Source organism: Bradyrhizobium diazoefficiens USDA 110, assembly GCF_000011365.1.
GTDB classification, from domain to species: Bacteria; Pseudomonadota; Alphaproteobacteria; order Rhizobiales; family Xanthobacteraceae; genus Bradyrhizobium; species Bradyrhizobium diazoefficiens.
This window is the reverse complement of sequence record NC_004463.1, coordinates 1439864-1452491: the sequence shown is the minus strand read 5'-3', so window position 1 is coordinate 1452491 and position 12628 is coordinate 1439864. Positions and strand designations below refer to the sequence as shown.

Annotated in this window: 13 protein-coding genes; 5 read left to right on the top strand and 8 right to left on the bottom strand. The window is 65.9% G+C overall.

What is annotated here, in order from left to right; translation table 11 throughout:
- The first annotated feature begins 48 nt into the window (after positions 1-48).
- Together BJA_RS06800 and BJA_RS06795 are read left to right on the top strand one after the other, a co-directional pair.
- Positions 49-720, top strand: coding sequence for a response regulator (locus BJA_RS06800; RefSeq protein WP_038965346.1), 672 nt, complete (start codon positions 49-51; stop codon positions 718-720).
- On the top strand, positions 717-2642 hold the full coding sequence (locus tag BJA_RS06795; protein WP_011084153.1) for a sensor histidine kinase: 1926 nt from the start codon (positions 717-719) through the stop codon (positions 2640-2642). Before BJA_RS06800 ends, BJA_RS06795 begins: the two co-directional genes overlap by 4 nt.
- Positions 2643-2780: 138 nt before the next feature.
- Here the strand turns inward: BJA_RS06795 and BJA_RS06790 are convergent, their stop codons facing one another.
- Positions 2781-3071 (bottom strand): hypothetical protein, encoded by a 291-nt coding sequence (locus BJA_RS06790; RefSeq protein WP_028173580.1) that lies wholly within the window; start codon positions 3069-3071, stop codon positions 2781-2783.
- A 234-nt stretch (positions 3072-3305) separates the two neighbouring features.
- On the opposite strand from BJA_RS06790, the gene BJA_RS06785 reads away from it, so the two are divergent.
- Both BJA_RS06785 and BJA_RS06780 read left to right on the top strand, forming a co-directional pair.
- Positions 3306-3530: a cysteine rich repeat-containing protein gene (locus tag BJA_RS06785; RefSeq protein ID WP_028173581.1), complete on the top strand. Its 225-nt coding sequence runs from the start codon at positions 3306-3308 to the stop codon at positions 3528-3530.
- A gap of 110 nt (positions 3531-3640) precedes the next feature.
- Positions 3641-3826, top strand: a complete 186-nt coding sequence (locus BJA_RS06780; RefSeq protein WP_236842174.1) for a GMC oxidoreductase — start codon at positions 3641-3643, stop codon at positions 3824-3826.
- A 3-nt stretch (positions 3827-3829) separates the two neighbouring features.
- Here BJA_RS06780 and BJA_RS06775 read toward each other — a convergent pair whose 3' ends face one another.
- From BJA_RS06775 to BJA_RS06760, 4 genes are all read right to left on the bottom strand, one after another.
- Positions 3830-4519: a hypothetical protein gene (locus BJA_RS06775; RefSeq protein WP_038965343.1), complete on the bottom strand. Its 690-nt coding sequence runs from the start codon at positions 4517-4519 to the stop codon at positions 3830-3832.
- A gap of 137 nt (positions 4520-4656) precedes the next feature.
- Positions 4657-5376 carry a hypothetical protein gene (locus BJA_RS06770; RefSeq protein WP_038965342.1) on the bottom strand — a complete coding sequence of 240 codons (720 nt, stop codon included), beginning with the start codon at positions 5374-5376 and terminating at the stop codon, positions 4657-4659.
- A 138-nt stretch (positions 5377-5514) separates the two neighbouring features.
- Positions 5515-5763, bottom strand: a complete 249-nt coding sequence (locus BJA_RS06765; protein WP_028173584.1) for a hypothetical protein — start codon at positions 5761-5763, stop codon at positions 5515-5517.
- 167 nt (positions 5764-5930) lie between these two features.
- Entirely contained in the window at positions 5931-6896 is a 966-nt protein-coding gene (locus tag BJA_RS06760; protein ID WP_038965341.1) for an NAD(P)H-dependent flavin oxidoreductase, read from the bottom strand.
- Positions 6897-7004: 108 nt separating this feature from the next.
- On the opposite strand from BJA_RS06760, the gene BJA_RS06755 reads away from it, so the two are divergent.
- Entirely contained in the window at positions 7005-8567 is a 1563-nt protein-coding gene (locus tag BJA_RS06755) for an AMP-binding protein (RefSeq protein ID WP_011084147.1), read from the top strand.
- Between the two features lie 423 nt (positions 8568-8990).
- On the opposite strand, the gene BJA_RS06750 is transcribed toward BJA_RS06755, so the two are convergent.
- From BJA_RS06750 to BJA_RS06740, 3 genes are all read right to left on the bottom strand, one after another.
- Positions 8991-9764 carry a thioesterase family protein gene (locus BJA_RS06750; protein ID WP_011084146.1) on the bottom strand — a complete coding sequence of 258 codons (774 nt, stop codon included), beginning with the start codon at positions 9762-9764 and terminating at the stop codon, positions 8991-8993.
- Positions 9765-9994: 230 nt separating this feature from the next.
- Positions 9995-10963, bottom strand: coding sequence for an NAD(P)H-dependent flavin oxidoreductase (locus BJA_RS06745; protein WP_011084145.1), 969 nt, complete (start codon positions 10961-10963; stop codon positions 9995-9997).
- A gap of 250 nt (positions 10964-11213) precedes the next feature.
- Positions 11214-12614 (bottom strand): aspartate ammonia-lyase, encoded by a 1401-nt coding sequence (locus BJA_RS06740; RefSeq protein ID WP_011084144.1) that lies wholly within the window; start codon positions 12612-12614, stop codon positions 11214-11216.
- Between the last annotated feature and the right edge of the window lie 14 nt (positions 12615-12628).

Here is a 12628-nt window from a genome sequence, read left to right as displayed (position 1 = left end):
GTAAACTTGCCGTGCGCCGCGGGGGACACGCGGTGCGGGACGATGAACATGAGCGAACAGGGCGAGACGGGTGACGCCATCACCATCCTCCTCGTCGAGGATGACGCGCCGACCTGCTGGCGGCTGCAGGATGCGCTGGTCAAGGCCGGCTACAAGGTGCGCAGCGCCGGCACGCTGGGAGAGGCCCGGTCAGCGCTGGGCGAGGCGGCACCGCGCGTGCTGCTCACCGATCTCAGGCTTCCCGACGGCCATGGCGTCGAGCTGATCCGCGAGGTCCGGCAGCGCTTTCCCGACACCGAGATCATGGTGATCTCGGCGCTCGGCGACGAGGAGAGTGTGATCTCCGCGATCACGGTCGGCGCCACCGGCTACCTGCTCAAGGACGCCTTCCCCACCGATATCGCCACCACCGTGCGCGATCTGGTCGCCGGCCATTCCCCGATCTCGGCCTCGATCGCCCGTTTCATCGTGCGGCGAACGCAAAATTCGGCGGAGCCGCCGCCGGGCCCCGCACTCAACACCGCAAGACTGACCCCGCGCGAGATCGACATCCTCTGGGGCATCGCCAAAGGTTTCAGCTATGCCGAGATCGCAAGCCATCTCGGCCTGTCCAGGCAGACCGTGCCCGGGCACATCAAGAACATCTATCGCAAGCTCGAGGTCCACACGCGCAGCGAAGCGGTGTTCGAGGCCGTCCAGCAGGGCCTGATCAAGCTGTGAGCGAGATCGCGGCGAAGGCACCGGTCAAACCCGCGCGGCGCCGGCTGCTGGCCGCGCGCCTCGTGCCTTACCTGCTGCTCCAGGCGTTGATCGTGATCGCCACCATCCTCGGGCTGCGGCTGCTCCAGCCGAGCGACCCCGACGATTTTGCCTTGAGCGGATTTTCGCTGCGGGAGGACGGCGCGAGCCGTCCCGTGACGCTGCCGCACTTCACCTCGTCGCGTTACTCTCTGGCCGATCCGCCGCTCTACACCGGCGCCTTCACGGTTGGGCGCGGCGATGCGGCGACGGGATGGTCGGTGTTCCTGCCGCGCTTCAGCAATGCGGTGGAGGTCGCCGTCAACGGTGTCGTCGTGCTCGACTCCCGCCGCGATTTCAACGCCAACCGGCCGGACCGTAACACGCCGCTCATCGCGCTCATTCCCGCATCGTTGCTGCGTGACGGCGGCAACGAGATCACGGTACGGCTGTTCGTATGGGGACCCTTGAAGGGTTTTCTCGACACCGTCTATGTCGGCCCCGATGCAGCCTTGCGTCCCGCCTATGAGACACGCACGCTGCTGTTCGTCACGTTGCCGGTGGTGTTCTCCGCCTGGCAGTCCATCCTCGCCGTCATCCTTGCGATCATGTGGCTGATGCGGCGCCGCGAGCCGGTTTACGGCGTGCTGGCGGCGGCGATGGTGCTCGGCGTGGTGCAGGCGTTCGTACCGCCGCCGGTGCCGCCGGCCACCACGTCGCGGCTTGCCGCGGTGCTGCTGGCATCGGCACCGACCGAGAGCGCGCTGATCGTCGTGTTCGGCGTGCTGTTCTTCGGCTGGCGCTGGCCGCGTTACGGCGCGCTGCTGTTCGCGCCGGGCATCGTCGTGTTCGTGGTCGGGCTGATCGCCGGGCCGCCACTGCCGCGCATTCTGTTTCTCCTGCTTGGCATCCCCACGGTCGGGGTCTGCCTGTTCCTGATGGCCTGCGTCACCGCGGCCGCGGTTGTGCGGCGGCAGGATGCCGCGAGCTTCACGCTCGGCTGCGCGGTGAGCATCGTGCTGACCTGCTGGGTCCACGACATGCTGTCGGTGTCCGAGATCGTCACCAACGAACGCATCTTCGTCTCGCGCCTGTCCTATTCGGCGATGCTGGTCGCGATCGGCGCCGGCCTGACCTGGCGCTTCGCCCGCGCGCTGAACCAGGTCGACAGCTTTGCCGGCCAGCTCGTGACGCGCGTGCGCGAGGCCGAGGAGCGGCTGAAGGCGAGCTTTGCCCGCGAGGAGGCGCGCGCCCGGGCCGCCGCGCTCGCCAACGAGCGCACGCGGCTGATGCGCGACCTGCATGACGGCCTCGGCGGCCAGCTCGTCAGCATCGTCGCGCTGTCCGAGCGCGGCCATGAGGGTGCGACCATCACAGACGCCGCCCGCGCGGCGCTGAAGGATCTCCGTCTCGTTATCGACTCCATGGACGACATCGGCGGCGACCTCATGCTCGCGCTCGGCTCCTGGCGCGAGCGCGCGGCGATGCAATTGCGCCCGCACGACATCGCGCTCGACTGGCGCGTGGCGACGCCGCAGGGCCTGCCGCTGCATCCCGAGCTCAGGCCATGGCACGTCATCCAGATCGTGCGCATCCTCGACGAGGCCGTGACCAATGCGGTCAAGCACGCGCACGCCGGCAATATCGCGGTCACGATCGAGACGCTCGACGCGGACCAGGGGCCGTACGGCGTGATCAGCGTGACCGACGACGGCCGCGGTTTTGCGCTGGCCGGCAATTGCGAGGCCGCGGGCGCGAGCCAGACCGCGCGGGGCTTGCGCAACATGAGAAGCCGCGCCGCGCGCTGCGGCGCGGTGCTCGATCTGAGCTCGGATGCCGCGGGCACGCGGGTGCGGCTGCAATTGCCGCAAATCTTTCCCGACAGCGACGCCGCTGCCGGCTGAAAAGCCCCCTCCCCGAACGTGTGGGACGTACGGAGAGAGGGAACGGGCCGGATGATCTTCATGCGGAGGACGGGGGGTTCGTCCGCAGGGTCATCACGTCGCCCGAAGCGATGCAATCAACTCAATCGAACGAGATCGTCAGCGAACACCGACGCGATTGACCGGGCCGCCGCGATTCATCGGCGTGCCGGCACGTACGCCGACACCGGGCGCACCGACGCCGGGCGTCGCGACCGCAGCCGCCGCGACCGGGGCTCCCGGCGCGACCACCACCGCCGCCGTCGGCCGCACCACGCAGCCCTTGGGCACGCCGACCGTCTTGCAATAGACCACCGCCTGCGCCGGGCTCGTGCCCAGCGACACCATCGCCGCACCCGCCAGCGCCATGATCGTCAGCCCGGCGCTCAGCACTCCCGCTCTTTTCGACATCTTGCTCTCCTGCTTCCCGTTCGGCGTCCCGGTGCAATCACCGGGTTCGCAGCCGACGTGCAGTCTGAATGGCAAAAGACGGCGTACGGATACATGCCATGAAGATGGGGGTACGCAGGCCAGAAGCGCGATCCGATGCCATGAACATGGCATGGACCGGCACCAGACCTCCGCGAGATGGTCCGCCCGCTTGATCCCGAACGGGACCACCCGACAAGCCCAAAGAGGTGTTTTATGAAGATTTCGATCCTTGCCGCGCTGCTGCTTGCCGCCACCGCCCTGCCCGCCGCGGCACAATCCGGTCCGACGCTGCAGGAGCAGATGGCCTGCCGCGGCGACGCCAGCAAATTCTGCGCCGAACATGTCGGCAAGCCGCCGCAGATGAACGCCTGCCTGCGCGAGAACAAGTCGAAGCTTTCGGACGGCTGCCGCAAGGTGGTGGAGTCGCACGGGGGCTGAGCTAGCGGTCATTCCGGGGGCGCGCCAACGGCGCGAGCCCGGAATCCATCGCGCTGCGGTCGCCGCGGATAAATGGATTCCGGGCCTGCGTGCTGCGCACGCATCCCGGAATGACGAGGCGCTGCCGGATGGGCATGGACGATCTCGCCGTCGCCGATCCGCAGCGGTTGCAGGTGCGAGGCATTGACGGCTTGCATGTCGCGGACGCCTCGTTGATCCCGATCAGGATCTCCCGCAACATCCAGACGCCGACGATCCTGATTGCCGAGCGCGCAGCGACCGCGATCCTGGGTTAAGCGCTAATCGTCGTCGGGGCCGAACAGCCTGATCTGCGGGAAGCTGCCGCGCGGCCGGCCCGCGTAATCGCGCGCGTCTGAATCTTGGCGGATGTTGCGGGCCACGTCGTCCCAATCGGTCCGGTCGCGCATGCCGCGGGGATCGCGGGACTCATAGCGGTGACGCTCCGACCAACGCTCGCGGCGATCCATCCGGCGCCGTTCGGACGCAGCACGCTTCACGTCAAAATCCCTCGCCTTGGCATAGGCGTTGTCAGGTGAGGAGGACGGCTCTGTCGAAGCCTGCTGCTCGACGGGCTTTGCGGCTTGCGGAGGCGATGGCGGTGCCGGTTTCGGCGGCTCGACCGCGGCCGCTTGCGACGGCTGTGGCGCAGGCGGCTCGGCGTTCGCCGGAGTGACCTGCGTGTCGGGCCTTGTCTCAGGCTTTGCGTCGTCCCGCGCCTGCGCGGGTGCGGCGATCATCGTGCCGAAGGCTTGCGAGCCGGTGAGATATTGCACGCGCTCCGACGGCGCATTGCTCTGGACCGGCGCGATAACCGCTTCCGTGCGCTGCGCCAGCTTGCCGGCATCCGGCCCCTGCTTGGGCGCGATCGGATTCATGATGTTGCCGGCGACGATGCCGCCACCGAGACCAATAGCGATGGCCGCGACGATGGTTCCAGCACCGACGAAATAGGCTGTCGAGGCGCGCATTGGTCCACTCCCTCTTTTGGAGCGGGCAACGCCTGGAGATTGCCGGATGTTCCTGATATCGGCGGTTCCCTCAGCGCGATGGCTCGCCATCGTGCCTCAGCTCATTGTTTGAGCATGATGTTTTCGGAAACCGCGCGTCAGATCTGCTGCGCGACCTTCTCGAGCCCAATGATGCGGGCGAGCTTGCGCACTTCCTCTTTCTGGTCGTCACGCAGTTGGAACAGGAGCGGCATCGCGGCCGACTTCAACTGCTGGACCTCGTCGCAGTTCGGATCGATCTGCGCGCCGGGCGGCGCGTTCGGATTCGACAGCTTGTTCGCCTGGATCCTGCGGACGACGTTGCGCAGCGCCGTCTCGACCGAAGGCCAGTAATATTCCTGCGACGACGACAGCTTCAGACGATCCTTGATGCCCGAAATCTGAACGTCGGAGAGCAGCGAATAGGACTTCTGCGGCTGCGGCTTGGCGACGACTTTCGGCTTGGCCGGGACTTCGACGGCGGGAGCTTCCGCCGTGGGCGCCTCGTTCACGCTCGCCGATGAACCCGTCTTGGACATCGGAAAATCGGACGGAGTGGCGGCGGCAAAGGCCTGGCGCAGCGGCTCGGTCAGCACCGGCGCCTGCGCAAGCTTGTCGGCGGGCACCTGGACCGGCTCGATCGCGGCCGAGGCCAGCGCCAGGGTCGGAACCAGACGGTCGGCCTTGGCGGCGCGGTTGGTCGCGAGCGGTTTCGGCGGGGCCTGGGTGATCATCTCGGCGCTAACGCTGGGCACGCTGTCGCGTCCGAGAATGGCGGTGGTGGCGGCACCGAGGACGAGGAAACAGGTCAGAACGACGATGGTGATGGCTTTGGACAAACGTCTCTCCGAGAGGGGAGGGGCGGTTCACGATGTTGTCAACGGTGCCCGGGAAAAAGGAACGAATTAAGGCTTGAGTGTGCCTTTGCGGCGACAATCACCATGCCTATGGCGACACGACTAAAAAGCCGAGTAAAATCAAGCAGCTGAGGCCAGATCGTAGGCATCCTGGATGTCCGCGACGATTTCGGAGGCCTCCCAGACCGCGCGCGGCTCGACCGATTGCAGCGTCACCGTCCAGTTGCCCCCCCGGCGGGTGCGGGGGACGCTGACGATATCGAAGCGCACATTGCGGCACAGCGGGTGGCGGGCCAGCGCATGGGCCACGCGGACGCGGATTTCGTCCAGCGAAGCCGCCGTCTTGGAGTTGAGAAAATCGAAATCCATCGCCTGTCCCTCTCGGTCCTGATTGGCGGCCTTGAGGGGGATTCTGGGCGGGCGATGGTTAATCTGCCGTTAAGTGAGGGGGAATCGAGCCATGCAGGATTAACTGTGATCGATGCGACGGCACCTGGTCTCCCTCGCCCCGTTCATACGGGGAGAGGAAGAGGAGCCTACCGCCCACCCGCCGCGCGATATTCCGCGAGCGTCGACGCGACGAGATCGTCAACCGCGAGCACATCGGTCACGCCGGAGGTCGAGTGCCCGCCGCTCCAGATATCGCGCCAGCGCTTTGGCCGGTTCTCGCGCGCGTTGACGTCGATGTCCTTGGCGATGTCGATCGCCCCGCGCGCCGGCAGGTCGTCGGGATCAAGCCCCGCAGCGACGATCGACGGCTTCAGCATGCTGGTCTGAAGCCCCGTGAACGCGGTGGTCAGCAGGATGTCGTCGGCGCTGCTCTCGACCAGCATCCGTTTGTAACGATCATCCGCCATGCTCTCGCGCGTCGCGATAAACTTCGTGCCCATGTAGCCGAGATCGCAGCCGAGCACTTCCGCGGCATGCAGCGCGCGGCCATCGCTGATGCCGCCCGCGAGCACGATGATGCCATCGTAGAATGCGCGCACCGCGCGGACGAAGGCGAACGGATTGAGCCAGCCGGTCTGCCCGCCCGCGCCCGCCGTGAGCAGCACGAGTCCATCGGCACCTGCTTCCGCCGCACGTTCGGCGTGGCGGATCGAGGCGACATCCGCCAACACCAGCGCACCGGCGTCATGCAGCGGCTTGAGCACTGGCGCGGGCGAGCCGACCGAGGTGATGACGATCTCCGGCCTGTGCCGCAGCAGCACGGCAAGATCCTGCTCCAGCCGCGCATTGGAGCGGTGCACGATCAGGTTTGGGCAGAGCGGCGCCGCCTTGCGGCGGGCTTGATCTTCATGCCGGCGCAGCCGCGCTTCGATCTCGCGGAGCCATTCGTCGAGCTGTTCCGCGCTACGGCAATTCGCGCTGGGAAAGCTGCCGATCACGCCGCTCTGGCAGGCCGCGACCATGAGCTCGACACCCGACACCAGAAACATCGGCGCGGCGATCAGCGGCAGTGCCAGGCGATCGCGGAAACGTTGCAGTCGATCAGACGTCACGCATGCCTCCCTCGCGCGGGCTGTGTCGTTCCATCCCGCATTCCCTGTGCTAGCGTTACGGCAAACATTGGCACGCCAGAAGCCGATGACAAAGCAGCGAGGAAACATATGTCAGATCCGCTCCACGCATCGTCCCCGACTTGCGCACAGGCGCTGCGGGCGCTGGCGCGCTATCCCGGCCGCACCGCGTTCGCCTGGCCCGGCGGATCGCTGAGTTATCGGGGCACCATCGACCTGATCGGGCACATCCAGGGCGTGTTCATGCGGCTTGGATTGCAGCCCGGCGCACGCGTCGCCTTCCTCACTGCGAACCGCGCCGACACCTGGTGCGCGGGTGTCGCAGCGCAATTGTCGAGGTTTTGCGTCACCTGGCTGCATCCACTGGGATCGCGGGGAGACCAGCTGTTCCAACTCGAGGATTCCGAGGCCGAGGTGCTGGTGGTCGATGCGGCCGCGTTCCGCGATCGCGGCGGCGAGCTTGCCGCGAGTGCGAGCCGGCTCAAGGCGGTCTTCACCACGGGGCCGGCCGACTATGGCGTCGACCTGCTGCAGGCGATCGAGATCGAAGGCCATGCCAGCGCGCATTGCTTCGCCGGCCCTGACGATCTCTCCACGTTGAACTACACCGGCGGCACGACCGGCAAATCCAAGGGCGCGCTGCGCTACCACCGCGAAAATGCCGGGGCCGCCGCCGCGATCCTCGCCGACTTCGAAATCCCGGAAGATGCGCGCTATCTCGCGGTCGCCCCGATCAGCCATGTCGCCGGCACCAAGGTGCTGCCGACCCTGATGCGCGGCGGCACCGTGCACATGCTGAAGGGTTTCGATCCCGAGGCCGTGCTGGCGACCATCGCGCGCGAGCGCATCAACTTCACGCTGTTCGTGCCCACCATGATCTATGTGCTGCTCGATCATCCCGCGCTGAGCAGGACCGACCTCTCCTCGCTCGAGCTCGTGCTCTACGGCGCCTCGGCGATGTCGCCGAGCCGGCTGATCGAGGGCATCGAACGGATCGGGCCGGTGTTCTCGCAGCTCTACGGCCAGACCGAATGCTATCCGATCTCGGTGCTGCGCAAGAAGGACCATGATCCCCGGACGCCCGAACTGTTCCTGTCCTGCGGCTTCCCGATCGCGGCCTGCGAGGTCAGGATCCTCGACGACAATGACCAGGAGGTGAAGACGGGCGAGGCCGGCGAGATCTGCGTGCGCGCCCCGCATGTCATGGCGGAATACTGGAAGCGGCCTGACATCACCGCCGAGACGCTGAAGAACGGCTGGGTCCACACCGGCGACATCGCGCGCAAGGACGAGCGCGGCTACATGTTCATCCTCGACCGCAAGAAGGACATGATCGTCTCCGGCGGCTTCAACATCTTTCCGCGCGAGGTCGAGGACGTGCTGTCGCAGCACGCCGATGTCGCGATGGTCGCGGTCGTCGGCATCCCCGACGAGAAATGGGGCGAAGCCGTCACCGCCATCGTGGTGCCGCGCGAAGGCGCAAAGCCCGATCCGGACGAGCTGATCAATTTCGTGAAGACGCGGAAAGGTTCGGCGCATGCGCCAAAGCAGATCCAGTTCGTCAAGCAATTGCCGATGACCGGCGTCGGCAAGGTCGACAAGAAGGTGCTGCGCGCGGGATTCTGGAGCGGGCGGGACCGGATGGTGGGGTAGTCGTCTCGATCTGCAACTTGTGGCAGGCGGCACCGTGCAGGCCCCCGCGCCCGACCCCGGGATTTTACGGTGTCGCTGTGACCGGCGAACAACAGCGCGGAAGGGACTTTTCAGGCACGCCGTCCGCGCGATTGCGGGCGAATCAACGAATCAACTAGACCGCTGATGGGGCTGGGAAGCGGAGTATCAAATGAGAGTCGCTTCCTTGGAAAGTGCGTTGGCCGCGATCACGTTGATCACGGCTATTGTTGTCCTGCTGTGGGAGATCAAGATCGTCTACGGCAGTTGAACAGGCAGGACGCTGGCGTCGAACAGAGACCTCCGGACAAGAGAAGAGGCTCGCGACCAGGGCATCCCTTCCGCGGCGGCGGAAGTCTGCCGTTCCTTCGGCTCAAGGAGCGATCACGGCGCTTGCCGTCACGCTCACCGCTTCTCGATCACCAAACTCTGCACCGCGCGACCGAAATAGCCCTGCCGATCCGCCAGCCGCGACATGGCGAGTCCTGCGCCATCAGGGCCGATCCAGGAGTCGCCGTCGAGCAGGATCCACTCGCCGACCGGTTGGCGCGCAAGGCTCACGGTGAGGTCCGCGTTGATGTAGGTCCAGGCGCGGAAGTCGAGCGTCGAGGCGGTGCCGTTGGAAAAGTCGGCGGCGACCACGGCGCGCATGGCCTGCGAGATCGCTTCGCCCTCGATCAGGGGATGGTCGACGCGAAACCAGATCGCGCCCGCACCGGCCTGGCCGAAGCGGCCGCGCGCGGCGCGCATCGAGACCGAGCGCACGAACGGGCTGGTGGCGGCATGACCGTCCTCGACCAGCGAATCCTCCGGTGACGGCAGCGCGAGCGGGACTTCCTTGACGTCATCCGGCAGCGCCTGCGCCTGCCGCCTGATCTTCAGCACTGTGGCGCCCACGACCTGCACGCCGTCGGCGAGCAGCTTGATTTCGCAGAGCTGAATCTTGCGGCCCTCGCGCAAGACCTCGGTCTTGATCGTGAGCGGCGCCACCGGCACCGGGCGCATCAGATCGATGGTGACGCGCGCGATGTCCATCGTAACAGGCGTCGGAATACGCTCCGCCGCCCACGTCACCAGCGATGCCGGCGCCGAGCCATGCTGCATGCGCCGGTCCCACGGACCCGCAGCGTCAGGGCTGGTGACGACACTGTTGCCGTCGACACGGTAGATCGGGGGCATGGTGCAGATCTCTGTTGCCTGAGACGCTCGGAGTTCCAATGACAGTGTCGTCCTGGCGAAAGCCAGGACCCATTACCCCAGGGAGAAGTTGTGGCGCGCAACTCTCAACTCCGAGTCTTCGCCAAACTACTCCCTGGGGTAATGGGTCCTGGATCTGCGCTCCGCTCCGCTGCGCTTGTCCAGGACGACGGAGGAAAGATACGCGCGCTGCAATACGCAATAGCCGCCGTTCACAACGGCGGATCGATCGCCTCGTCGTATTCCTTCTTGAAGCGCGCGATCAGCTCGGCGGCAGGCAGAACCTGGTCGACGCTGCCGATGCCCTGGCCCGAGCCCCAGATCTCCTTCCAGGCCTTTGGCTTGGCGCGCTCGCCGGAGGCGTCGGTGCCGAAGTTCATCTTGGACGGATCGGACGTCGGCAGGTTCTCCGGATCCATGCCGGCGGCGAGGATCGAGGGCTTCAGATAATTGCCGTGCACGCCGGTGAAGAGGTTGGAATAGACGATGTCGTCGGCCGTCGACCCCGCGATCATCTCCTTGTACTTCTCGACAGCGTTGGCTTCCTTGGTCGCAATGAAGGCCGAGCCGATATAGGCGAAGTCGGCGCCGAGGATGCGCGCGGCGCGGATCGCCTTGCCGTTGCCGATTGCGCCCGACAGCGCGATCGGGCCGTCGAACCACTTTCGCGTTTCCGCCACGAAGGCAAGCGGCGAGATCACGCCGGCGTGGCCGCCGGCGCCGGCCGCGACCAGGATCAGGCCGTCGGCGCCCTTCTCGATCGCCTTGTGCGCGAATTTCTGGTTGATCACGTCGTGGAAGACGATGCCGCCCCAGCCGTGCACGGCTTGGTTCAGTTCCTCGCGCGCACCGAGCGAGGAGATGATCATCGGCACCTTGTACTTGGCGCAGAGCTGCATGTCGTGATCGAGCCGGTTGTTCGACTTGTGCACGATCTGGTTGACCGCGAACGGCGCCGACGGCCTGTCGGGATGCGCGCGATCATAGGCCGCGAGCTCTTCGGTGATCCGCGCCAGCCATTCGTCGAGCAGCTCGGGCGGCCGCGCGTTCAGCGCCGGAAACGAGCCGACGACACCCGCCTTGCACTGCGCGATCACGAGATCGGGCACCGAGATGATGAAGAGCGGCGAGCCGATCACGGGGATCGACAGGCGCCCTTTGAACAAGGCAGGCATGGACATCGCGAAACGATCCTCTATTGGCGGTCAAATCGAAGTTGGGAGCCATACCAACAAGGCAATCTTTCCACTGTCAAGTATTGCGTTTTGCCGCCGCGGAAGATGCCGTTACCGCAATTCCAAGCCGCGGAATTCCGCTTCCGTCATTCCGGGGCGACGCGCAGCGCGAGCCCGGAATCCATCGGGCCTCAGCGCGGACGGCTAAATGGATTCCGGGTTCGCGCTTCGCGCGCCCCGGAATGACCATGAGACATCACGCAATCAGGTCCGGATTGATCAGCCGCTCGAACGAGAACATCTCGTCCCACTTCTCCTGCGTCAGCAGCTTGCGCTCGACCACCACGATCTGGTGCAGCGACTTGCCGCTCTTGTAACCCTCGCGCGCGATCTCGGCGCATTGCTTGTAGCCGAGCAGCGGCTTCAGCACCGTGACGATACCGAGCGAGTTCAGCACCATGTTGCGGGTGTGCTCCGCGTTGGCGGTGATGCCGACGACGCAGTTCTCGCGCAGGCTGTTGACCGCGCGCTCCATGGTGCGGATCGAGAAGAACAGCGCGAACGAGATCACCGGTTCCATCACATTGAGTTGGAGCTGGCCGGCGGACGCGGCAAGCGTCACCGTGGTGTCGAGGCCGATGACAAGGAAGCTGGTCTGGTTGACGACCTCGGGGATCACGGGATTGACCTTCCCCGGCATGATCGAGGAGCCCGGCTGGAGCTGCGGCAGGTTGATCTCGTTGAAGCCGGCGCGCGGGCCCGAAGCCAGCAACCGGATGTCGTTGCAGATTTTTGTCAGCTTGCTCGCCGTGCGCTTGAGCACGCCGGAGAGCTGCACATAGGCACCGGTGTCCGAGGTCGCTTCGACGAGGTCGCCGGCGAGAATGAAGTCGATGCCGGTCAGCGCGCTCAGATGCCGGACGGCGAGCTTGGGATAGCCGTGCGCCGCGGTGACGGAGGTGCCGATCGCGGTCGCGCCGAGATTGATCTCGCGCAGCAGCGCCCGTGCCTCGGAGATACGATCGACCTCCTCGCCCATGGTGGTACCCCAGCCGCGGAATTCGGCGCCGAGCGACATCGGCACGGCGTCCTGAAGATGCGTACGGCCCATCTTCAGCACGCGATCGAACTCACGGCCCTTGGCGAAGAACGCCTCCTGGAGCTGGCGCAGCGCCGTCATGTAGCTCTCGAGCCGCAGGATCAGCGCGAGGCGAAAGGCGGTCGGATAGGTGTCGTTGGTCGACTGGCCGTAGTTCACATGATCGTTCGGGCTGACGTGCTGGTAGTCGCCCTTCTTGAAGCCCAGCGATTCCAGCGCGAGGTTGGCGATCACCTCGTTGGCGTTCATGTTGGTCGAGGTGCCGGCGCCGCCCTGGATGAAGTCGGTGACGAATTGATCCATCATGTCGCCGGCAATCACGCGGTCGCAGCCGAGGATGATCGCATCGGCCACCCTGGCGTCGATCACGCCGAGATCGCGATTGGCCATCGCCGCGGCCTTCTTCACGTAACCCAGCGCCTTCACGAAGTAAGGCTCCTGGTTCATCGGAATGCCGGTGATGTGGAAGTTCTCCTTCCCGCGGATGGTCTGGACGCCGTAGTAAATATCGTCGGCGATCTCACGCTGTCCGAGGAAATCCTGCTCCGTACGGCTCATGGGCGCTCCTGGTT

Bases quoted from the DNA above. Each gene is read 5' to 3' on its own strand.
- BJA_RS06750 (WP_011084146.1), bottom strand. From the start codon at position 9,764: ATGCCCCCGATCTACCGTGTCGACGGCAACAGTGTCGTCACCAGCCCT.
- BJA_RS06765 (WP_028173584.1), bottom strand. From the start codon at position 5,763: ATGGATTTCGATTTTCTCAACTCCAAGACGGCGGCTTCGCTGGACGAA.
- BJA_RS06740 (WP_011084144.1), bottom strand. From the start codon at position 12,614: ATGAGCCGTACGGAGCAGGATTTCCTCGGACAGCGTGAGATCGCCGAC.
- BJA_RS06800 (WP_038965346.1), top strand. From the start codon at position 49: ATGAGCGAACAGGGCGAGACGGGTGACGCCATCACCATCCTCCTCGTC.
- BJA_RS06745 (WP_011084145.1), bottom strand. From the start codon at position 10,963: ATGTCCATGCCTGCCTTGTTCAAAGGGCGCCTGTCGATCCCCGTGATC.
- BJA_RS06775 (WP_038965343.1), bottom strand. From the start codon at position 4,519: ATGCGCGCCTCGACAGCCTATTTCGTCGGTGCTGGAACCATCGTCGCG.
- BJA_RS06755 (WP_011084147.1), top strand. From the start codon at position 7,005: ATGTCAGATCCGCTCCACGCATCGTCCCCGACTTGCGCACAGGCGCTG.
- BJA_RS06790 (WP_028173580.1), bottom strand. From the start codon at position 3,071: ATGTCGAAAAGAGCGGGAGTGCTGAGCGCCGGGCTGACGATCATGGCG.
- BJA_RS06785 (WP_028173581.1), top strand. From the start codon at position 3,306: ATGAAGATTTCGATCCTTGCCGCGCTGCTGCTTGCCGCCACCGCCCTG.
- BJA_RS06780 (WP_236842174.1), top strand. From the start codon at position 3,641: ATGACGAGGCGCTGCCGGATGGGCATGGACGATCTCGCCGTCGCCGAT.